The 20908-nt window shown below is 66.1% G+C and carries 15 protein-coding genes; 12 read left to right on the forward strand and 3 right to left on the reverse strand.

Translation table 11 applies throughout. The features are described from left to right. Positions 1-39 precede the first annotated feature (39 nt). The 9 genes from phoB to QZ951_RS00355 all read left to right on the forward strand — a co-directional run bounded on the left by phoB (position 40) and on the right by QZ951_RS00355 (position 12257). Positions 40-732: a phosphate regulon transcriptional regulator PhoB gene (phoB, locus tag QZ951_RS00315; RefSeq protein WP_292997340.1), complete on the forward strand. Its 693-nt coding sequence runs from the start codon at positions 40-42 to the stop codon at positions 730-732. Positions 733-735: 3 nt separating this feature from the next. After that, complete coding sequence (gene phoR, locus QZ951_RS00320) at positions 736-2085, forward strand: phosphate regulon sensor histidine kinase PhoR (protein ID WP_292997342.1); 1350 nt, start codon at positions 736-738, stop codon at positions 2083-2085. A 198-nt stretch (positions 2086-2283) separates the two neighbouring features. Continuing rightward, on the forward strand, positions 2284-3555 hold the full coding sequence (locus tag QZ951_RS00325) for a porin (protein WP_292997344.1): 1272 nt from the start codon (positions 2284-2286) through the stop codon (positions 3553-3555). A 160-nt stretch (positions 3556-3715) separates the two neighbouring features. Beyond that, a complete protein-coding gene (gene phoU / locus QZ951_RS00330) occupies positions 3716-4432 on the forward strand; it encodes a phosphate signaling complex protein PhoU (protein WP_292997346.1) in 717 nt (238 codons plus the stop codon). 132 nt (positions 4433-4564) lie between these two features. Further along, entirely contained in the window at positions 4565-6862 is a 2298-nt protein-coding gene (gene mrcB / locus QZ951_RS00335; RefSeq protein ID WP_292997348.1) for a penicillin-binding protein 1B, read from the forward strand. Continuing rightward, positions 6859-7524 (forward strand): hypothetical protein, encoded by a 666-nt coding sequence (locus QZ951_RS00340; RefSeq protein ID WP_292997350.1) that lies wholly within the window; start codon positions 6859-6861, stop codon positions 7522-7524. Before mrcB ends, QZ951_RS00340 begins: the two co-directional genes overlap by 4 nt. Then, positions 7521-9425, forward strand: a complete 1905-nt coding sequence (locus tag QZ951_RS00345; protein ID WP_292997352.1) for an ATP-dependent DNA helicase — start codon at positions 7521-7523, stop codon at positions 9423-9425. Before QZ951_RS00340 ends, QZ951_RS00345 begins: the two co-directional genes overlap by 4 nt. Before the next feature lie 52 nt (positions 9426-9477). Next, positions 9478-10194, forward strand: coding sequence for a tRNA (adenosine(37)-N6)-threonylcarbamoyltransferase complex dimerization subunit type 1 TsaB (gene tsaB / locus QZ951_RS00350; RefSeq protein WP_292997354.1), 717 nt, complete (start codon positions 9478-9480; stop codon positions 10192-10194). A gap of 275 nt (positions 10195-10469) precedes the next feature. Continuing rightward, complete coding sequence (locus QZ951_RS00355) at positions 10470-12257, forward strand: acyl-CoA dehydrogenase C-terminal domain-containing protein (RefSeq protein ID WP_292997356.1); 1788 nt, start codon at positions 10470-10472, stop codon at positions 12255-12257. 102 nt (positions 12258-12359) lie between these two features. On the opposite strand, the gene QZ951_RS00360 is transcribed toward QZ951_RS00355, so the two are convergent. The 3 genes from QZ951_RS00360 to QZ951_RS00370 all read right to left on the reverse strand — a co-directional run bounded on the left by QZ951_RS00360 (position 12360) and on the right by QZ951_RS00370 (position 14979). After that, entirely contained in the window at positions 12360-12746 is a 387-nt protein-coding gene (locus QZ951_RS00360) for a hypothetical protein (RefSeq protein WP_292997358.1), read from the reverse strand. Between the two features lie 109 nt (positions 12747-12855). After that, positions 12856-14385 (reverse strand): fumarate hydratase, encoded by a 1530-nt coding sequence (locus QZ951_RS00365; RefSeq protein ID WP_366943757.1) that lies wholly within the window; start codon positions 14383-14385, stop codon positions 12856-12858. A gap of 96 nt (positions 14386-14481) precedes the next feature. After that, positions 14482-14979 (reverse strand): MarR family transcriptional regulator, encoded by a 498-nt coding sequence (locus tag QZ951_RS00370; protein WP_292997362.1) that lies wholly within the window; start codon positions 14977-14979, stop codon positions 14482-14484. A gap of 117 nt (positions 14980-15096) precedes the next feature. Here QZ951_RS00370 and QZ951_RS00375 point away from each other — a divergent pair, with 117 nt between their 5' ends. From QZ951_RS00375 to QZ951_RS00385, 3 genes are read left to right on the forward strand one after another with little or no spacing between them, the layout of a single operon-like run. Next, complete coding sequence (locus tag QZ951_RS00375; protein WP_292997364.1) at positions 15097-16332, forward strand: efflux RND transporter periplasmic adaptor subunit; 1236 nt, start codon at positions 15097-15099, stop codon at positions 16330-16332. After that, entirely contained in the window at positions 16329-19490 is a 3162-nt protein-coding gene (locus tag QZ951_RS00380; protein WP_292997366.1) for an efflux RND transporter permease subunit, read from the forward strand. The genes QZ951_RS00375 and QZ951_RS00380 overlap by 4 nt, the downstream gene beginning before the upstream one ends. After that, positions 19487-20908 carry an efflux transporter outer membrane subunit gene (locus QZ951_RS00385; protein WP_292997368.1) on the forward strand — a complete coding sequence of 474 codons (1422 nt, stop codon included), beginning with the start codon at positions 19487-19489 and terminating at the stop codon, positions 20906-20908. Before QZ951_RS00380 ends, QZ951_RS00385 begins: the two co-directional genes overlap by 4 nt.

A 20908-nucleotide genomic window follows, 5' to 3' on the forward strand; every position in this document is an offset into this window, starting at 1 on the left:
CTTCCAGCATGACGTCTGGCGTTTAATCGACGGATGGGGATGCAAAACAAGAAGATTCTGGTGATCGAGGACGAAGCCTCGATCCGGGACATGCTTCGGTTTGCGCTGGAGCGTGCCGAATTCCGTGTCAGCCTCGCCCAGGACGTGCCAAACGGCCGTCTCCGCATCGCCGAGGAACGGCCCGACCTGATCCTGCTCGACTGGATGATGCCTGGCGTATCGGGTGTCGAGTACGCGCGCGAGCTGAAGTCGACGCCGCAGACCAAGGACATCCCGGTGATCATGGTCACCGCGCGGGCCGAGGAAGAGGACAAGATTCGCGGCCTGAACATCGGCTGTGACGATTACGTGTCCAAGCCGTTCTCGTTTCCGGAACTGATCGCGCGCATCCAGGCCGTGCTGCGCCGGAGCATGCCGGGTGGCGAGGACGAGCGGATGGCCGTGGCCGGCCTGCAGGTCGATGCCGCGAGCCAGCGGGTGACGGCCAAGGGCGAGCCGGTGCGCCTCGGTCCGACCGAATACCGCCTGCTGCATTTCTTCATCAGCCACCCGGAGCGCGTCTACACGCGCGAGCAGGTGCTGGACCGCGTCTGGGGCCAGAACGTCTATGTCGAGGAGCGGACGGTCGATGTCCACATCCGCCGGCTGCGCAAGGCGCTGGAGCCGTACGGGTACCACAACATGATCCAGACCGTCCGCGGAACCGGCTACCGGTTCTCCGAGAAGATCTAGCGGATGGCACGGGCTTGGGTCCCGAGCCCGGAACTGACCCGCGAGGTGATCGGTACCGCGCTGAAGGTGGCGCTGGCGGCAGTCGTGGGCCTGTGGATCGGCTACCCGTTCACGGCGACGATCCTCGCGCTGTCGCTGATCCTCATCCTGCACCTGCGCTACCTGACGCGCCTGCGTCGCTGGTTCGATCAGCCGAAGCTGGTGATGCTGCCGATCGCCGGCGGCATCTGGGGCGAGGTCTTCGATGGCCTGCTGAACCTGCAGAAACGCAACCGCAAGCGCAAGCGCAAGCTGGCGGCGATGCTGTCGGAGTTCCAGTCGTCGACCGAGGCCCTGCCGGATGGCGCCGTCGTGCTCGGCCCGAATGGCGAGATCATCTGGTTCAACCCGGCCGCGCAGGCGCTGCTCGGTCTGCGGCTGCCGCAGGATCTGGGCTTGCGCATCGCCAACCTGGTGCGCAAGCCGGCATTCACCGACTACTTCTCCCGCGACGACTACAGCGGCGAGGTCGAGTGCGGCTCGCCGGTCAACAGCGAGGTGATGCTGGCGTTCCGGATCATTCCGTATGGCAACGGCCAGCGGCTGCTGATCGTTCGCGACGTGTCCGAGCTGTCACGTCTGGAAACGGCGCGGCGTGATTTCGTGGCCAACGCGTCGCATGAACTGCGCACGCCGCTGACCGTGCTGCGCGGCTATCTCGACGTGATGGAACCCGAAGCGCGGCGGGGCGGCTCGCTGGAAGAGTGGAGCGCGCCGATGTCGGAAATGCGCGCGCAGGCGGCGCGCATGGAGTCGCTGATCAACGATCTGCTGAAACTGGCGCGGCTGGAAGCCAACATCATCAACACGCGGCAGGACCTGCTGGACGTGCCGAAGATGCTGGCGAGGACGCAGGAGCAGGCAAAGGCGATGTCGCGCGGGCAGCACCGCATCGATTTCGACATCGAAGCGGATTTGCGACTGTACGGCCGCGACAGCGAAACCCAGAGCGTGTTCACCAATCTGGTCAGCAATGCGGTGCAGTACACGCCGGCGGGCGGCGTGATCAACGTGCGCTGGTGGGGCGATGACAGTGGCGCGCATTTCAGCGTCGCCGACACCGGCATCGGCATTTCCGAAAAAGACCTGCCGCGTCTGACCGAACGCTTCTACCGCGTCGATGCCGGGCGCTCGCGCTCGACCGGCGGCACCGGGCTCGGCCTGTCGATCGTCAAGCATGCGCTCGAACATCTCGATGGCAAACTGTCAATAGAAAGTGAAATCGGTGTGGGAACGACTTTCACATGCAGTTTCCCGATCCATCGCGTGCATTCGGGCAGCCAACGCAACGAACTGCGCACATCAATCGGGTGACACGCGCTAAATGATTGAGCCGGATAGGTTTTCGGATCGATCGGCGGGTTCGTTGCAACGTCCGCTTCGGAACGTGACAGTCATTCTTGGCTGTCATAAATACTTAACCTTCCTGTCATATTGTGCGCCGCGCTCGGGAGGCTTGTGACGACTTCGTGAAAGTCGCAGCCGCCGGGCGACGCCAGCCCATACCAGGACATGACACTGAATATCTCGCTGCGACAGGCGGTCACCGCGCTGTCATTCTGCCTTTCCGCCGCCGTTGCCCCCGATGCCGCTGCCGATTTTTCGCGTTACGGCACCGCGTACAAGTCTGACGACGGCCAGTTTTCCTATCAGTTCAACGCCCGCCTGCAGTACGACGCGGTGCGCTTCGACGATGGCCGCACCAACGACCGGACCAGCTTCGATTCGCAGGACGGCAGCTACTTCCGCCGCGGCTATGTCACGTTCAACGGCAAGTGGGGCAAGTGGTCGGCCCGGTTCGAGAACGATTTCGCGATCGACATTTCGCTGAAGGCGGTCCGCGAGTTCTGGATCAGCCACCCGTTCGCCGGCGGCGAGATCCTGTTCGGTCAGCACAAGCCGTTTCGCGGCCTCGAGGAACTGTCGAGTTCCAACGAGCTGTCGCTGCTGGAGCGTCCGTTCTTCGCCACGACGATCTTCGGGGCCAACGCCGAGCGCCAGTTCCAGCCCGGCATCTTCTGGCGCCGTCCGCTGTCGAAGACCTTGCTGCTGCAGCTGTCGACCTACAACGCCGATCACGGGCTGGGCACGGAAGTCGGCCGTGGCATCGGCACCGCGAATCGCCTGAGCTGGATTCCGGTCAACACCAAGAACCAGCTGGTCTACCTCGGCGGCTCGGTCGGCTACGACTACTTCACCGACAAGGCGCCGGGCACGAGGTCGGTCAGCTATGCCGGTCGCAGCAGCGCCGGCGGCAACGTCATCGGTCCGTCGCAGCGCATCATCAACATCGGCGAGGACGCCGGTCAGGCCTATGGCGGTGTCGAAGCCGCTGTCGGCACCGGATCGCTGCACCTGCAGAGCGAAGTCGTGCTGTCGTCGTACGAAGATGCCGCCGGCCCCGGCAAGGCGGATCAGGTGCTGTCGTATTACGGGCAAGCCAGCTACTTCGTCACCGGCGAGCGCAAGGAATACCAGACGGCCAAGGCCCGCTTCGGCACGCCGCACGCGCTGCGCCATGGCTGGGGTGCGGTGGAACTGACGGCGCGTTACGACTCGATCGAGAACCTGGATCATCGGGCCGGCGTCGGCAGCGGCGTCTGCCTTGCCAACGCCGCGGTGGCAGTGGTCGGGGCCGAGTGCGAGGCGCATTCGTATACCGTCGGCATCAACTATTACTTCAACCCGTTGATTCGCGTGATGTTCAATCTGGTCAACGGCTACGACAAGGTCACCGACGACCACACGCAGTCGTACAACCTGCGCACCCAGATCGCGTTCTGAGCCCGCGCTTTCGCGCGAGGGTTCGGTGCCGGCGACGAGTTGCAACGGTCGACTGGCACCCTTCGGCGGACGATCCAGCGTCGGTCGGCGCGTTTGCTCGGTACACTGACGGGCGTCATCATCGTTTTCGAGACTTCACTGTCGAGGGCTGCACGCGCAAATGAGCACGCTTTCCTATCGGTCGCACATCTCCAGCCAGTACAACTCGGAGCTCGAGGACGTGCGTCAGCGCGTGCTCGCGATGGGCGGGCTGGTCGAGCAGCAGATCGTCGATGCGACCCGTGCGCTGATCGAGGCCGATGGCCAGCTGGGCGAGGAAGTGTCGCGCAACGACATCCGCGTCAATCAGGCCGAGGTTCAGATCGACGAGGAATGCAGCGGCATTCTCGCGCGCCGCCAGCCAACCGCCGGCGACCTGCGTCTGGTCTACGCCATCGTCAAGACCATCACCGATCTCGAACGCATCGGCGACGAGGCCGAGAAGATCGCGCGGATGGCGGTGGATCTCGCGTCGCAGGAACGCGGCGGCGCGCCGCTGGTCGAGGTCAATCACCTGTCGCGGCACGTCTCGCAGATGGTGCGCGATGCGCTCGATGCGTTCGCCCGCATGGATGTCGACGCCGCACTCGCCGTGGCGCGCGAGGACCTGATCGTCGATCGCGAGTACGAAGCGCTGATGCGCCAGTGCATCACCTTCATGATGGAAGACCCGCGCACGATCCGCCGGGTGATGGATGTCATCTGGTCGGTGCGCGCGCTCGAGCGCATCGGTGACCATGCCCGTAACATCTCGGAATACGTCATCTATTTCGTCAAGGGCAAGGATGTCCGTCATATCGGTCTGGAAGCGATGGAACGCGAGGTTCGCGGCCACTGAGCCGCGGTTTCAGGCGCGGCGATCGCCGGATTTCCGGCCACTGGCGGCATCGATTGCCGCGCGGCCCGGCCGGCGCGCTGACAGCGGCCGTTCAGCGAATGGACGGTTAAAAGCCGCTACCATTCGGCATCCATGATTCGCATTCAATCTCCGCTGCTGCGCTGGCTGCTGATCGGCCTTGCGCTGTCGATCAGCATCGGTCTGGTCGTGCTGTCGTTCTGGCTGGTCCGGCTCGACCGCGAAGTCCGCACGCTGTACGCCGGCGTTCGCTGGGTGCTGCCGGCGCAGGTCTACGCCGCACCGCTGGAGCTGTATCCCGGGGCGCGGATCAAGCTGCCGGAACTCAAGCGCGAGCTCGATCGTCTCGGCTACCGCGCCAGTGACGAACTGACCGGCCCCGGCACCTACGTGCTCGCGGCGGACGAAATCCGCATCGACACGCGCGGCTTTGCGTTCTGGGACGGCGTGCAGGCCGAATCCCGCGTTGCCATCCGCTGTGACGACAGCGCCGTCAGCGCGATCAGAGCGATGGGCAGCGACCAGTCGGTCGATCTGCTTCGGCTCGATCCGATGCTGATCGGCAGCATCTACCCGAGCCACAGCGGCGAAGACCGCGTGCTGGTCAAGCTCGCCGACGTGCCGCCGCTGCTGCCGGCGACCTTGATCCGGGTCGAGGATCGCAATTTCGAGCATCACTTCGGCGTCAGCCCGATCGGCATCCTGCGGGCGCTGATCAACAACCAGCTGCACAGCGGCAAGAAGCAGGGCGGCTCGACCCTGACCCAGCAGCTGATCCGCAACCTGTTCCTGACCAACGAACAGAGCTACGGCCGCAAGATCCGCGAAGCGCTGATGGCGATCCTGCTCGAACGGCATGTCTCGAAGGACGAGATTCTCGAGGCCTATCTGAACGAGGTCTGGCTTGGCCAGGACGGCTCGCGCGCGATCCATGGTTTCGGGCTGGCCAGTCAGTTCTACTTCAACAAGCCGCTGAACGAGCTGCGTCCGGCCGAGATCGCCTTGCTGGTCGGCATCGCCAAGGGTCCGACCGTCTACAACCCGCGCAAGTACCCGGAGCGGGTCAAGGAACGGCGCGATCTGGTGCTGCGCCTGATGACCGATGGCGGCCTGATCCGCGAGGACGAGCGCGAAGCCGAAGCGCTGTCGTCGCTCGGCGTGCTGAACAACGTCGCCGGCGGTGTCGAGCGTTATCCCGCCTTCATCGATCTGGTGCGCCGGCAGGTCAAGGGCCTGTATCGCGAGGAAGACCTCGGCAGCGAAGGCCTGCGCATCTTCACCACGCTGGATCCGCGCGCGCAGGAGATGCTGGAGGCCCGAATCATCGCCGATCTGCCGGGCCTCGAAGCCAGCCGCAAGATGAAGGCCGATTCGCTGCAGGCGGCCGGCGTCGTGACCAGCGTCGAAGGCGGGGACGTGCTGGCGATCGTCGGTGATCGCAACGTCCGCTATCCGGGCTTCAACCGCGCGCTGGATTCCCAGCGCCCGATCGGATCGCTGGCCAAGCCGTTCGTCTTTCTCGCGGCACTGGCCGATCCCGGCCGCTACAACTTGTACAGCCAGATTCTCGACGAACCGGTCGAACTGCGGCAGCCGAACGGCCAATTGTGGGCACCGAAGAACTATGACCGGCAACTGCATGGCACCGTGCCGCTCTTCGCCGCGCTGGCCAAGAGCTACAACCTGCCGACGGTCAAGGTCGGGCTCGATATCGGCGTCGACCGCGTGCATGACCTGATGCAGGCCGCCGGGCTGGAAAATCCGCCGCGCCTGCCGTCGATGTTCCTCGGCGCAATCAATGCCTCGCCGCTCGATGTCGCGCAGATGTATTCGACGCTGGCCGCCAGCGGCTATCTGACGCCGCTGCTGGCGATCCGCGAAGTGATGACCAAGGACGGCAAGCCGCTGTCGCGCTACAGCTTCAAGCTGAAGCAGACCTTGCCGGAAGGCCCGGTCTACCTGACGACCTGGGCGATGCAGAAGGTGATCGAATTCGGCACCGCGCGCTGGGCGGTGTCGGTGCTGCCGGCCGGCCAGAAGTTCGCCGGCAAGACCGGCACCACCGATGACGCCCGCGATTCCTGGTTCGCCGGCTACGGTGCCGATCGCGTGGCCGTGATTTGGGTCGGACGCGATGACAACAAGCCGGTCGGACTCGATGGGGCGGCCGGTGCGCTGCGCATCTGGGGCCGGCTGATGCGCGATCTCGACGCGCGCGGCATCGATCTGGCGCCGCCCGCCGGCATCGAGGAAGTGTCGATCGATCCCCAAACCGGGCTGCGCGGCGACGAAGGCTGCGCCGGCGTCGTGCTGGTGCCGTTCCTCGAAGGCGCTGCCCCCAGCGATTACGCCTCGTGCGCGAATGCAGGACAATCGTCGCCACTGGAATGGCTGAAAGACATCTTTCGATGAGTCTGGCTGAGCGCATCACCCCTGCCGTCGTTCGTCGCGTCGCCGCGCTGCTGGCGGTGCTGGCGCTGGCCGCCTGCGTCGAGCAGCCAAGCGTCAGCCGCCCGCCGGTGCAGGAGCCGGTGACACCCGCCGCACCGGCAGTGCCGCCGCCGAGAGCGCCGGAGGTGCAGCCGCCGCTGCAGCCGCCGCCACCGTCGGTGAAGCCGCTGGCGCCGCTCGCGGGATATCCGAAGTCGCTCGCGGCATCCGGCGCCGGTCCGGCCGTGCTCGCGCTGGCGCGTCAGGCGCAGGAATCACGCAGCGCCGGCCGCTACGACGCCGCACTAGGTCAGTGGGAACGCGCGTTGAGGATCGAGCCGCGCAACGCATTCATCTGGCAGTCGATCGCCGAAACCCAGCTGTTTCTGAAGAATTCCGAGCAGGCCGAGAGCGCGGCGCAGAAGTCGAACAGCCTGGGTCGTGGCAACCCGTGGGTCGAATCCGCGAACTGGCGCCTGATCGCCGCCGCCCGCACTGCGCGCGGCGATTCGGCCGGGGCCCAGCAGGCGGCAAGCCGTGCCGAAGCGCTCGTCGCGGCGATCAATGCCGCGCAGCAGGCGCAGGCGGCAGCAGCAGCCGCTGCGTCGTCGGCTGCGGCGACGGCGGCCTCGCCCAGCCCGTGACTGCGGCGGAGCTGCTCGGCAGCAGCGGCCCGTTCGCGCAGGAAGTCCCGGGTTTCGCGCCGCGCGAGCAGCAGCAGTCGATGGCCGCCGCCGTCGAACGGACCATCGCCGACCGCAGCCGGCTGGTGGTCGAGGCCGGTACCGGCACCGGCAAGACCTACGCCTATCTGGTGCCGGCGCTGGCGTCCGGCCGACGGGTCGTCGTTTCCACCGGCACCAAGAATCTGCAGGACCAACTGTTCTTCCGCGATCTGCCGAAGGTGCGCGATGCGCTGGGCCTGCCGGCGCGGATCAGCCTGCTGAAGGGCCGCGCCAACTATCTGTGCATCTACCGGCTGCGCAAGGCCGTGATCGATCCCCGCTCGCGGGTGTCGCGAACCAAGCTGACCGTGGTCGACGACTGGGCGATCAAGACCGTCAGCGGTGAAGTCTCGGAGCTGCCGGCCGGCATCGCCGACGATCAACTGCTGCCGCTGGTGACCTCGACCGCCGACAACTGCCTGGGCGGCAAATGCCCGGATTTCGCCGAATGCCATGTGGTCAAGGCGCGGCGGGCGGCGCAGGCGGCCGACATCGTCGTCGTCAACCACCATCTGCTGTTCGCCGATTTTCGTCTCAAGGAAGAAGGGTTCGGCGTGCTGCCGGGGGCCGATGCCATCGTCATCGACGAAGCCCATCAGCTGCCGGAGCTGGCGACGCAGTTCTTCGGCGAACGGGTGTCGACGCGGCAGCTGTCGGACCTCGCGCGCGATGTCGCGGTCGAGGTGCAGGCGTTTCGCGACATGCCGCTGCTGAACGAAGCGCTCGACCAGCTGGCGCTGGCAACGATCGAGCTGGAACGGCCGTTCAGCGAACTCGGCGGACGGCTCGCGCTGGAGGATTTTGCCGAGCGTACCGGCGTTGCCTCGGCGCTCGGCGCGGCCCGAACGGCGCTGGAGGACTGCCGCGACGTGCTGCAGAGCGTGGCCGAGCGCAGCACCGGCCTCGCGCACTGCGCGGGTCGGGCGACGACGATGTTCGCGACACTCGACAAGGTTGCCGGCAGCCTGCAGCAGGGCCTGGTGCGCTGGGCCGAAGCAGTCGGGCGGGGCGGGGCCCTGCACGCGGCGCCGATCGAGCCGATCGAAGGCTTCAAGCGCTTCATGGCGACCTATCCCGGTGCCTGGATCTTCACCTCGGCGACGCTGGCGGCGAACCAGGACTTCTCGCATTTCACCGCCACGCTCGGGCTCGATGACGCCGAAACCCTTCGTCTCGACAGCCCGTTCGACTACGCCGATCAGGCCCGGCTGTACTTGCCGCCCGGCCTGCCGGACCCGAATGATCCTGATTATCCGGATGCTGTCGCAGCGGCATTGGCACCGCTGATCGACGCCAGCCGCGGCGGTGCCTTCGTGCTGTGCACCAGCTACCGCGCGATGGACCGCATCGCCGCACAGCTGCGCGAAGCCTTGCCCTATCCGCTGTTCGTGCAGGGCGAGGCCGGCAAGAGCACGCTGATCGAGCAGTTCGCCAAGGCCGGCAATGGCGTGCTGGTGGCGACGTCGAGCTTCTGGGAAGGGGTCGACGTCAAAGGCTCCGCGCTGCGGATGGTCGCGATCGACAAGCTGCCGTTCGGCCAGCCGGGTGATCCGGTGTTCGAAGCGCGCCTGTCGCTGATCCGTGAACGCGGCGGCAATCCGTTCGTCGAACTGCAACTGCCGCGCGCAATCACGACCCTGCGCCAAGGCGTCGGCCGCCTGATCCGTGACCCGAGCGACCGCGGCCTGATCGTGCTGTGCGACCCGCGCCTGCGCAGCAAGGCCTACGGCAAGCGCGTGCTCAACAGCCTGCCGAAGATGCCGGTGCTCACCAATCCGGCGCTGGTCTGCGAGTGGTTGCGCGACGAGGTGGCGGCGTGATCATTTTTGGATCTGCTAGTCAAACGTTCCCGAACATGGGTGATCTGGACGCATGAAGCTTCTGGCCATCGATACCGCCACCGAAGCCTGCTCCGTCGCGCTCTGGCAGGACGGCGCGATTCTCGAGACCTTCGAGGTGCTGGGCCGCACGCATTCGGTTCAGTTGCCGCTGATGCTCCCTGCCTTGCTGGCGGAAGCGGGGATCAAGCTCGCGCAGCTCGATGGCCTGGTCTGCGGCATCGGTCCCGGCAGCTTCGCCGGGGTGCGGATCGGTGTCAGCTTCGTCAAGGGGCTGGCGCTCGGTCTGGACCGGCCGGTGGTGGGGGTCACCTCGCTGGCGATGCTCGCAGCGGCCCAGCTCGCCGAGAACCCGGATGCGCTGGCGCTGCCGGCCATTGATGCCCGAATGGACGAGGTCTATCTCGGCGCCTATCGATCGCGGGACGGCGCGATCGTCGCCGTGCAGGACGATGCGGTGGGTCCTGCGGGGACGATCGAGCTGCCGGCGGCGCTGGCCGGGCCGATTCGCGCGGCCGGTACCGGCTGGTCGGCGCATCGCGAAGCCTTGCTGGCACGGCTCCCGCAGACGCCAGTGGTCGTCGACGACACAGCGCTGCCGCATGCCGCTGCCGCCTTCCGGACCGCCGTGCAGCGCTTCGAGCGGGGGGAGGCCGGCGATGCGGCGCAGCTGGTCCCGGCCTATCTGCGCAACCGTGTGGCCTTGACCCAGCGCGAGCAGCAGGCCCTGCGCGACAGTCGCGGGCGCTGATCCGCGGCCGGCAGACGCGTTCTGCCACGTCGAATGAAATCAATCTTTTCAGGGACTTGATTCGAAGATCGGGTCCAAGAGCGCGTGCTTGCACGCACTGCAGGCGGAGCCCGCGCGGACCCGCGCCGCGGCATTCGCCGATGAGTAAACATCCGTTCATCGCATGGGCTAGCCGATTGGCCGCGACCTTGCCATAATCCGCCCCGTCAATTCCGTACTGCGCCGTATGGTTGCGGTGCAACAACCGTCACTTCATCTTTCACCGGAGAACCCTCATGGGTCAGTACAACGCCCCGTTGCGCGACATGCAGTTCGTCCTTCATGAGCTGCTCGGCGTCGAAGCGGAACTGAAGACGATGCCGCAGCATGCCGAACTCGATGCCGACACGATCAACTCGATCGCCGAGGAAGCGGGCAAGTTCGCCAGCGAGATCACCTTCCCGCTGAACCAGAGCGGTGACGAGGAAGGCTGCACGCTCGACAAGGCGACCGGCGTGGTCAATGCGCCGAAGGGCTTCAAGGAAGCCTATGCGGCGTACGTCGACGCCGGCTGGCCGGCACTGGCCTGCGACCCGGAATTCGGCGGCCAGGGCCTGCCGGAAGTGGTCAACAACGTGCTGTACGAGATGCTGAACTCGGCCAACCAGGCCTGGACCATGTACCCGGGCTTGACCCACGGCGCCTACGCGGCGCTCCGTCAGCACGGCACCGCCGAACAGAAGGCGACGTACCTGCCGAAGCTGGTCTCGGGCCACTGGACCGGCACCATGTGCCTGACCGAATCGCACTGCGGTACCGACCTCGGCATGCTGCGCACCAAGGCCGAGCCGAACGGCGACGGCTCCTTCGCGCTGAGCGGCCAGAAGATCTTCATTTCCTCGGGCGAGCATGACCTCGCCGAGAACATCATCCATCTGGTGCTCGCGCGTCTGCCGGATGCGCCGGTCGGCACCAAGGGCATCTCGCTGTTCATCGTGCCGAAGTTCATTCCGAACGCCGACGGCTCGCTCGGCGCCCGCAACGGCATCAAGTGCGGCTCGCTCGAGCACAAGATGGGCATCCACGGCAATGCCACCTGCGTGATGAACCTCGACGGCGCCACCGGCTGGCTGGTCGGCGAACCGCACAAGGGCCTGAACGCGATGTTCGTGATGATGAACGGCGCGCGCCTCGGCGTCGGCATGCAGTCGCTCGGTCTCGCGGAAGTCGCGTACCAGAACTCGCTGGCCTACGCGAAGGACCGCATCCAGATGCGTTCGCTGACCGGCCCGAAGGCGAAGGACAAGCCGGCCGACCCGATCATCGTCCACCCGGACGTGCGCCGCATGCTGCTGACCCAGAAGGCCCACGTCGAAGGCGCGCGCGCCTTTGCGTACTGGTCCGGCCTGATGATCGACAAGGAACACTTCCACCCGGACGAGAAGGTCCGCAAGGAAGCCGCCGACCTGATGGCGCTGTTGACGCCGGTGGTCAAGGGCTTCATCACCGAGCAGAGCTGGGTGTCGACGACCTACGGCATGCAGGTCTTCGGTGGCCACGGCTACGTGAAGGAGTGGGGCATGGAGCAGTACGTCCGTGACGCCCGCATCAACATGATCTACGAGGGCACCAACGGCATTCAGGCGCTCGACCTGCTCGGCCGCAAGGTCCTGTCGGACATGGGTGCCAAGTTGATGAAGTTCGGCAAGATGGTCACCGATCTCTGCAAGGCCGAGGCTGGCAACGAGGCGATGGCCGAGTTCATCAAGCCGCTCGCCGAGCTGGGTCAGGAAGTCCAGAAGGTCACGATGGAAATCGGCCAGAAGGCGATGAAGAACCCGGATGAGGTCGGTGCGGCATCGGTACCGTACCTGCACCTGATCGGTCACTTCGTCTACGCCTACTTCTGGGCGCGGATGGCCAAGATCGCGATCGAGAAGCAGGAGCAGGACGACTTCTACAAGGCCAAGCTGATCACGGCCCGCTTCTACTACCAGAAGCTGCTGCCGGAAACGGCGACCAACCTGAAGCAGATCCGCGCCGGCGCGGCGCCGCTGATGGATCTGGCCGAAGCGATGTTCTGAGGCTGATCGTGGCTGGCCGGATCACCGGCCAGCCCCATGCAAAAAGCGGCGGCACCGGAAACGGTGCCGCCGCTTTTTTGTTGCCTGCGCCGCTCGCTGGCTTCAGCGCGAAACCGGCTCGCTCGACGGGCTCTTGAGGTAGTCCAGCATCTCGTCGCTGCTGAGGCCGTCCTTGGACTTGCCCTTCGCCTTGCCGAAATAGGCCGCGCGCTGATCCATGTAGGCGGCCCGCTTGCTGGCTTCGGTGACCCGCACCGCTTCGGTCATGTCGCCGGTCGGAACGCGCGCCGCGTCATGGTCGTACTGACTGCCGGCGTAGGCGAGGTATTCATCACGGACGATGCGGCCGTCGCCGTTGCTGTCCATGGTGCTGACCGCCTGCGCCATGTTGCCGGTCGGCACGTCCTTGGGCTTGGCGCCAGACTTGTCGGCGGCGATGGCGCTGCCGGCGACGAGCGCACCGGCGACGATGATCGGGAAAACTCTCATGTTCGGAACTCCGTGAAGTGAGGCTGCTGCGACGTCGGATCAGGGTGCTGAACCGATCGTCGCTGCCCACTCTGGCCCCGAACCGGGAATCGCTCCGTGCGCTAGGCGACTAAGCGCTGACCACCGGAATCCCGGCGATCTTGCTCTTCCAGAGCTTCGGGCCAGTTTCGTGCACCGAGGTGCCGGCCGAGTCGACGGCCACGGTCACCGGCATGTCGGTGACGGTGAACTCGTAGATCGCTTCCATGCCGAGGTCTTCGAAGGCGACGACCTTCGAGGCCTTGATGGCCTTCGAAACCAGATACGCCGCGCCGCCGACCGCCATCAGATAGACGGCCTTGTTGTCCTTGATCGCGTCGATGGCGATCTGGCCGCGCTCGGACTTGCCGACCATGCCGAGCAGGCCGGTGGTTTCCAGCATCTGGCGGGTGAACTTGTCCATGCGCGTCGCGGTGGTCGGGCCCGCCGGGCCGACGACCTCGTCACGGACCGGGTCGACCGGGCCGACGTAGTAGATGAAGCGGTTGGTGAAGTCGACCGGCAGCTTTTCGCCCTTCGACAGCATGTCGGTCATCCGCTTGTGGGCGGCGTCGCGGCCGGTCAGCAGCTTGCCGTTCAGCAGGATCACTTCGCCCGGCTTCCAGCTGGCGACTTCTTCGCGCGTGACGGTGTCCAGATTGACGCGGCGGGCGCCGGCCGGCGAGTAGGTCAGCTTCGGCCAGTCTTCGAGACTCGGCGGATCGAGCGCGACCGGGCCGGAGCCGTCGAGCACGAAATGCGCGTGGCGGGTCGCAGCGCAGTTCGGAATGATCGCCACCGGCAGGTTCGCCGCGTGGGTCGGGTAGTCGTAGATCTTCACGTCGAGCACGGTGGTCAGACCGCCCAGACCCTGCGCGCCGATGCCGAGCGCGTTGACCTTGTCGTACAGCTCGATGCGCAATTCCTCGATCTTGCTCAGCGCTTCACCAGCGGCCTTGCGGGCCTTCAGCTCCGGCATGTCGATCGCGTCCATCAGCGATTCCTTGGCCAGCAGCATCGCCTTTTCGGCGGTGCCGCCGATGCCGATGCCGAGCATGCCCGGCGGGCACCAGCCGGCGCCCATCGTCGGCACGGTCTTCAGCACCCAGTCGACGATCGAATCGGACGGATTCAGCATCGCGAACTTCGACTTCGCTTCCGAGCCGCCGCCCTTGGCGGCGACGATCACTTCGACTTCATTGCCCGGCACGATCGACACATTGATCACTGCCGGCGTGTTGTCCTTGGTGTTGCGGCGGCCGAACGCCGGGTCGGCGAGCACCGAGGCGCGCAACTTGTTGTCCGGGTGGTTGTAGGCGCGGCGCACGCCTTCGTTGCACATGTCCTCGACACCCATCGTCGCGTCCGGCCAGGTCACGTTCATGCCGATCTTCAGAAACACCGTGACGATGCCGGTGTCCTGGCAGATCGGCCGGTGGCCTTCGGCGCAGAGCCGGGAATTGATCAGGATCTGGGCGATCGCGTCCTTGGCGGCCGGCGATTCCTCGCGCTCGTACGCGGCCGCGAGGTTCTTGATGTAGTCGACCGGGTGGTAGTACGAGATGTACTGCAGCGCGTCGGCGACGCTCTGGATCAGGTCGTCCTGCTTAATCGTGGTCAAGTTGGCGGTCATGGCTTCGCGATGGGCGCGGCGGGTGGGCCGCGATTTTAACCGTCGTCGCTCGGCGACGGATCGACGATGGCGCCGAAAACCGCTCTAGTCCTGTCGCTCGACCGGCTCCGGCGGCTGCGGACTCGACGGCATCGGGTTCGCCGCGTCGCGCAGTTCCAGATCGGCGGCCGCGCGGTGGATGCGGCGCAACAGTTCGGCGCAGCGCCGCAATTCGTCGACGTCGATCCCGGCCAGCAATTGTTCGCGAACGTCGGACACGATCTGCTCGATTTCGCCGCAGATCGCCTTGGCGCGATCGGTCAGATGGACATGCCGGGCACGGCGGTCGCCGGGGCAGGCCTTCCGCACCAGCCAGCCATCGTCGGCCAGGCGATCGAGCAGGCGAACCAGCGTCGGCGATTCGATGTCCAGATACTTCGCGAGTTCGGTCTGGGTGGGCGGGCCTTCCGCACGCGACAGATACAGCAGCGCCAGCCATTTCGACTGGGTCAGCCCCATCGGCGCCAGACGGCGATCGATCGCCGCCCGCCAGTCGCGCGGCACCGTCCGCAGCAGCATCACGAAGTCCTGAACGTCATTCATGCGGCGCAGTGTAACGAATAGTTAGCACGCTAGCATATAGTCGGCTATGCAAGTATGCTGATGTCATCGAAACGTGCGCCAGACGGTGCGCGGAATTACCGAACTCTGGAGTGGTACATGAAGATGGAACGCATTGCGCGCCGGGCAGCGAAGCCGTTGTCGAATCGGGCGGCGCTGCTGTCGGTGCTGTCCTCGATGACCCTCACTGCGGCACTGTCGGCCTGTTCCGACGCGAAAGCCCCGCCGCCACCGGCCCCGATTGCGGTCGTGACGCAAGCGATCGAGCCGCGCGCGATCACGGTGACCGAGGACTACGTCGCCCGTACCGAAGCGCAGAACGAGGTCGAGATCCGCCCGCGGGTCGGCGGCCTGCTGGAGATGCAGGCGTCGCCGGAAGGCGCAAGAGTGCGCAAGGGCCAACTGCTGTTCGTCATCGACAGCCAGCCGTACGAAGCGGCGAGGGCGCAGGCCAAGGCGGCGCTGGCGCTGGCGCAGGCGGCACTCGATCAGGCTGATCGCGATCTCGCCCGCGTGCGGCCGCTGTCGACCATCGACGCCGTCAGCCAGCAGGAGCTCGATGCCGCGGTCGCCCGCCACGACTCGGCCCAGGCGCAGGTCGAAGCGGCTGCGGCCGCGATGAAGACCGCCGAGCTGAACCTCGGCTACACCCGCGTCTCGTCGCCGATCGACGGCGTCATCGGTCGCGCGCAGCTCAAGGTCGGAGGGCTGGTCACGGCGTATTCGAGCCTGCTGACCACGGTCTATTCCACCGATCCGATCTACGTCACGTTCTCGCTCAGCGAGAAACGCATGCTCGAAATCCAGCACGAGCTGGGCCGGGCGCTGAACCAGTCGGCCAAGAGCACGCGCACGTTCCAGGTGCTGCTCGGCGATGGCTCGGAATATCCGTACCCGGGCCGGCTGAACTTCATCGATGCCGCGGTCGATCCATCGACCGGCACGCTGCCGGTGCGGCTGGAACTGCCGAACCCGGATCGCCTGCTGCTGACCAACCAGTTCGCCCGAGTCCGCGTCACGACCCAGCGCCTGAGCGATGCGCTGGTGGTGCCGATCCGCGCCGTGCAGGAATTCCAGGGCAAGAACTTCCTGTGGCTGGTCGATGCCGACGGCAAGGCCGTGCAGCGCGATGTCGTGGTCGGCGCTCGCGTCGATCAGGAAACGATCATCAGCAGTGGCCTCAAGCCGGGCGATGTCGTCGTGGTCGACGGCATGCAGAAGCTGAAGGCCGGCGCGGCCGTGGCCGCAAAGCCGGCGGAAGCGCCCGCAGCACCAGCGGCTTCACCTGCTGCGCCGGCTGAACCCGCGGCTGACAAGGCGCCGGCCAAGCCATGATCAACTACTTCATCGATCGACCGATCTTCGCGACGGTCATCGCGATCCTGATCACGCTGGCCGGTGCGGTCGCGCTGACCACCTTGCCGATCGCGCGCTATCCGCAGATCACGCCGCCGACCATCGTCGTCACCGCGACCTTCCCCGGCGCCGACGCCGCGACGGTCGAGCAGTCCGTTGCCGCGCCGATCGAGCAGCAGGTCAACGGCGTGCCGAACATGATCTACATGTCGTCGAAAGCTTCGAACGATGGCGTCTACACGCTGACCGTCAGCTTCGAGATCGGCACCGATCAGGACATCGCCGCGGTCAACGTGCAGAACCAGGTGGCGATTGCCCAACGCTCGCTGCCGCAGGAAGTCGTCCGTCAGGGCGTGACCGTGGCCAAGCGCCAGCCGCAGCCGCTGCTGTTCATCAGCCTGCGCGCGGTCGATCCGCGTTACGACTATCTGTGGCTGTCGAACTACGCGACCCTGCAGATCTACGACGCGCTGGCGCGCATTCCCGGCGTCGGCACGGTGACCGTGTTCGGCGCTCGCGACTATGGCATGCGGATCTGGATGGACCCGCAGAAGATGGCGCGCTTCGGCGTCACCACGCAGGACATTTCCCGCGTGCTGAACGAGCAGAACGTCGTGGCGCCCGCCGGTACCGTCGGCGCCGAACCGGCCCCGCCGGGCCAGCAGCTGCAGTATCCGGTGACGGTCAAGGGCCGGCTTGCCAGCGTCGAGGAGTACGAGAACATCGTGCTGCGCGCGCGCAAGGACGGCACCACGGTGAAGCTGCGCGACATCGCGCGGATCGAACTCGCCGCCGCCGACTACAGCCGATCGACCCGCCTGAACGGCCAGCCGGCCGCCAACATCGGCATCTATCAGCTGCCGAACGCCAATGCGCTCGATGTGGCGCGCAACGTCGAAGCGGCGATGCAGGAGCTGTCGAAGAACTTCCCGCCGGGCATCACCTACACCGTGCCGTTCGACACGACCCTGTTCGTGTCCGAATCGCTGCACGAGGTCTATCTGACCTTGGCGATCGCGGCGCTGCTGGTGCTGCTGGTGGTCTTCATCTTCCTCGAAAGCTGGCGCGCCACCCTGATTCCGATGCTGGCGGTGCCGGTATCGCTGATCGGCACCTTCGTCGCGTTTCAGGCGCTGGGCTTCTCGATCAACACGCTGACCCTGTTCGCGATGGTGCTGGCGATCGGTCTGGTCGTCGATGACGCCATCGTCGTCGTCGAGGCGGTGATCGAGAAGATGGATCACCACGGCATGAATGCCCGCGATGCCACGCGCGCCGCGCTGCACGATGTCGCCGGTCCGGTGATCGCGATCGCGCTGGTGCTGACCGCGGTGTTCGTCCCGGTGGCCTTCCTCGGCGGCCTGACCGGCCTGTTCTACCGGCAGTTCGCGCTGACCCTGTCGGTGTCGGTGCTGATCTCGGCACTGGTGGCGCTGACCTTCATTCCGGCGCTGTGCGCGCTGCTGCTGAAGCCGACGGCCGAATCGCGCTGGCCCGGCGTGGTCGGCCGCTTCTTCGGTCTGTTCAACCGCGGCTTCGATGGCTTCAGCCGCCGCTACGCCAGCGTCGTGCAGCGCTCGGTCACGCATCGCGTGCTGCCGATGGCCGCGTTCGTCGTCCTGATCGGCGCCTCGGCCTATCTTGTGCAGCACCGGCCAGCAGGTTTCATCCCGGAAGAGGATCAGGGCTATCTGCTGATCAACGCCACGCTGCCGCTGGGCGCATCGATCCAGCGCAGCGAAGTGGTGATGGAGAAATTCCGCAAGATCGCCGACGAGAAGTTTCCGGAAATCGAAAGCTTCCTTGCGATCAACGGTTTCAGTCTGATCACTCGCATCAACTCGCCGTATTCGGCCACTGGCTTCATCATCCTGAAGCCGTGGAAGGATCGGCAGGCGCCGGGCTCGGACGCGTTCTCGATCGTCAAGCGCATGAACAAGGAACTGGCCGCGATTCCGGAAGCCAACTTCATCGTGCTCAATCCGCCGTCGATTCCAGGCATCAGCGCCACCGGCGGCTTCGAGTTCCAGCTCGAGGATCGTCGCGGCGGCGATGTCCAGCGACTCAGCCAGATCTCGCAGGACATCATTGCCGAAGCGGCCAAGCGGCCGGAGCTGAGCAGGGTCTTCACGCTGTACACGACCAAGGTGCCGCAGATCGAATACAAGGTCGACCGCGAACGGGTGAAGACACTGGGCGTGCCGCTGTCGGACGTCTTCAGCTCGCTGCAAGCCTTTCTGGGCGGCAGCTACATCAACGATTTCAACCTGTTTGGCCGCACCTTCCGCGTGACCGCGCAGGCCGATGCCGCAGCGCGCAACTCGCCGGAATCGGTCAACAACCTGTACGTGCGCTCCGACACCGGGGACATGGTGCCGCTGTCGACGATGGTCGACATCCTGCACCGGCAGGCGCCGGAATCGATCGACCGCTACAACGTCTATCGCACGATCACCATCACCGGCAACCCGGCGGCGGGCTACAGCTCCGGCGATGCGGTGAAGGCGATGGAAGAGATCGCCGCGCAAGTGCTGCCGGATGGCTACAGCTACGAATGGACCGGCGCGACGTACCAGGAAAAGAAGTCCGGCGGCCAGGCGCCGGTGGTCTTCGCGATGGCGATGGTCTTCGTGTTCCTCGTGCTCGCCGCGCTGTACGAAAGCTGGGCCGTGCCGTTCGCGGTGCTGCTGAGCATTCCGTTCGCGGTGTTCGGTGCCTTTGCTGGTCTGGCCTCGCGCGGCATGGCCAACGACATCTATGCCCAGGTCGGCCTGATCATGCTGATCGGTCTGGCGGCGAAGAATGCGATCCTGATCGTCGAATTCGCCAAGCTCGCGCGCGAGCGCGGCGCCAGCATCACCGAGGCCGCCCTCGAAGGCGCGAAGCTGCGCCTGCGGCCGATCCTGATGACCTCGTTCGCCTTCATTCTCGGTGCGGTGCCGCTGGCGATCGCGACTGGTGCCGGTGCCACCGCGCGCTCCGTGCTCGGCACGGCCGTGGTCTTCGGCATGACGGCCGCCACGATCATCGGCATCTTCCTGATTCCGGTGCTGTACGTCGTGGTGCAGGGCTTTGCCGAATGGCTCGCGAGCAAGCGCAAGCCGCGGGTCGCGACGCAAGCGGAGGTGCTGCCATGAGCGCGCTGCGTCACACGCTGCTGGCATTGGCGGTGACTGCCACCACCGCTGGCTGCGCGCTGGGCCCGGACTACCAGCGTCCGGAACTGCCGCTGCCGGAAGCATTCCGCAGCGAAGGGAAGCCGGCCGGCGACACGCAGGGACTTGGCGATCTCGACTGGCGTGCGGTCTACAGCGATCCGGTGCTGCAGACGCTGATCGCGACTGCGCTCGAGCGCAATCTGGATGTGCAGATCGCCGCTGCGCGGATCGAGCAGGCGAATGCCACGGCCGGTGCCACCGGGCTGGCGCTGCTGCCGCAGATCAGTGCCGGCGCCGATCGCACGCGCAACAAGCAATCGGCGCAGGCCGTGGCGTTTGCCGGCATCAACCGCGATCTGACGATCAACCGCGTGTCGCTGACCGCGACCTGGGAAATCGATCTGTGGGGTCGCCTGCGCCGCGCCACCGAAGCGGCGCGGGCGAACGTGCTGGCGGCCGACTACGCCCGGCGCGGCGTGATCGTGGCGCTGATCGGCGATGTTGCCGGCGTGTACTACAACCTGCAGACGCTCGACGAACAGCTGGCGGTGACCCGGCGTACCGTGGCCACACGCGAGAAGTTCGTCGAACTGACGCAGGCGCGGCATGACAGCGGCGTGGTCAGCGGCCTCGACGTCGCCACGGCCGAAGCGCAGCTGGCGGCTGCGCGCGCCAACATTCCCGACATCGAACGCCAGATCGCGCTGGCCGAGGATCAGCTTGGCGTGCTGCTCGGCGGCTATCCGGCCGACGTCGCCCGCAGCGGCGATCTCGGTGCGACCGATCCGGCACCGCCGGCCGGCATTCCATCGACCCTGCTCGAACGGCGACCGGACATCCGCCGCGCCGAAGCGCTGATGATGGCGGCCAATGCCCGCGTCGGTGTCGCGAAGGCTGCGCTGTTCCCGCGCCTGGCGCTGACCGGCACGTTCGGCAGCGCGAGCCAGCAGCTCGGCGATCTGTTCACCACGGCTTCGAACGCGTTCACGTTCGGCGGCAGCCTGCTGCAGCCCCTGCTCGATGCCGAGCGCAATCTGTACCAGATCGATCTGGCCAATGCCGCGAAGCGTGAAGCGATCCTGAGCTATCAGCAGACGATCCAGAATGCCTTCCGCGAAGTGGCGGATGCGCTGGCCGAGCGCAGCAAGTACGCCGCGTTCGAGCAGGAACAGCTCAGCCGCGTGGCCGCGCTGAAGCGTGCCGATGGCATCGCGCTGGCGCGCTACCGCATCGGCTTCTCGTCGTACTTCGACGTGATCAATGCCGAGCGTGACCTGTTCGATTCCGAACTGGCGCTGGCTGCCGCACGCCGCAACACGCGTCTTGCCTCGGTGCGGCTGTATCGCGCGCTCGGTGGCGGCTGGCAGGCCGCCGAGGCCGCGCCCGTGCCGAGCTGA

This window comes from Nevskia sp. (assembly GCF_021732705.1).
Lineage (GTDB): Bacteria > Pseudomonadota > Gammaproteobacteria > Nevskiales > Nevskiaceae > Nevskia.

Bases quoted from the DNA above. Each gene is read 5' to 3' on its own strand.
- phoB (WP_292997340.1), top strand. From the start codon at position 40: ATGCAAAACAAGAAGATTCTGGTGATCGAGGACGAAGCCTCGATCCGG.
- phoR (WP_292997342.1), top strand. From the start codon at position 736: ATGGCACGGGCTTGGGTCCCGAGCCCGGAACTGACCCGCGAGGTGATC.
- QZ951_RS00325 (WP_292997344.1), top strand. From the start codon at position 2,284: ATGACACTGAATATCTCGCTGCGACAGGCGGTCACCGCGCTGTCATTC.
- phoU (WP_292997346.1), top strand. From the start codon at position 3,716: ATGAGCACGCTTTCCTATCGGTCGCACATCTCCAGCCAGTACAACTCG.
- mrcB (WP_292997348.1), top strand. From the start codon at position 4,565: ATGATTCGCATTCAATCTCCGCTGCTGCGCTGGCTGCTGATCGGCCTT.
- QZ951_RS00340 (WP_292997350.1), top strand. From the start codon at position 6,859: ATGAGTCTGGCTGAGCGCATCACCCCTGCCGTCGTTCGTCGCGTCGCC.
- tsaB (WP_292997354.1), top strand. From the start codon at position 9,478: ATGAAGCTTCTGGCCATCGATACCGCCACCGAAGCCTGCTCCGTCGCG.
- QZ951_RS00355 (WP_292997356.1), top strand. From the start codon at position 10,470: ATGGGTCAGTACAACGCCCCGTTGCGCGACATGCAGTTCGTCCTTCAT.
- QZ951_RS00360 (WP_292997358.1), bottom strand. From the start codon at position 12,746: ATGAGAGTTTTCCCGATCATCGTCGCCGGTGCGCTCGTCGCCGGCAGC.
- QZ951_RS00370 (WP_292997362.1), bottom strand. From the start codon at position 14,979: ATGAATGACGTTCAGGACTTCGTGATGCTGCTGCGGACGGTGCCGCGC.
- QZ951_RS00375 (WP_292997364.1), top strand. From the start codon at position 15,097: ATGAAGATGGAACGCATTGCGCGCCGGGCAGCGAAGCCGTTGTCGAAT.
- QZ951_RS00380 (WP_292997366.1), top strand. From the start codon at position 16,329: ATGATCAACTACTTCATCGATCGACCGATCTTCGCGACGGTCATCGCG.
- QZ951_RS00385 (WP_292997368.1), top strand. From the start codon at position 19,487: ATGAGCGCGCTGCGTCACACGCTGCTGGCATTGGCGGTGACTGCCACC.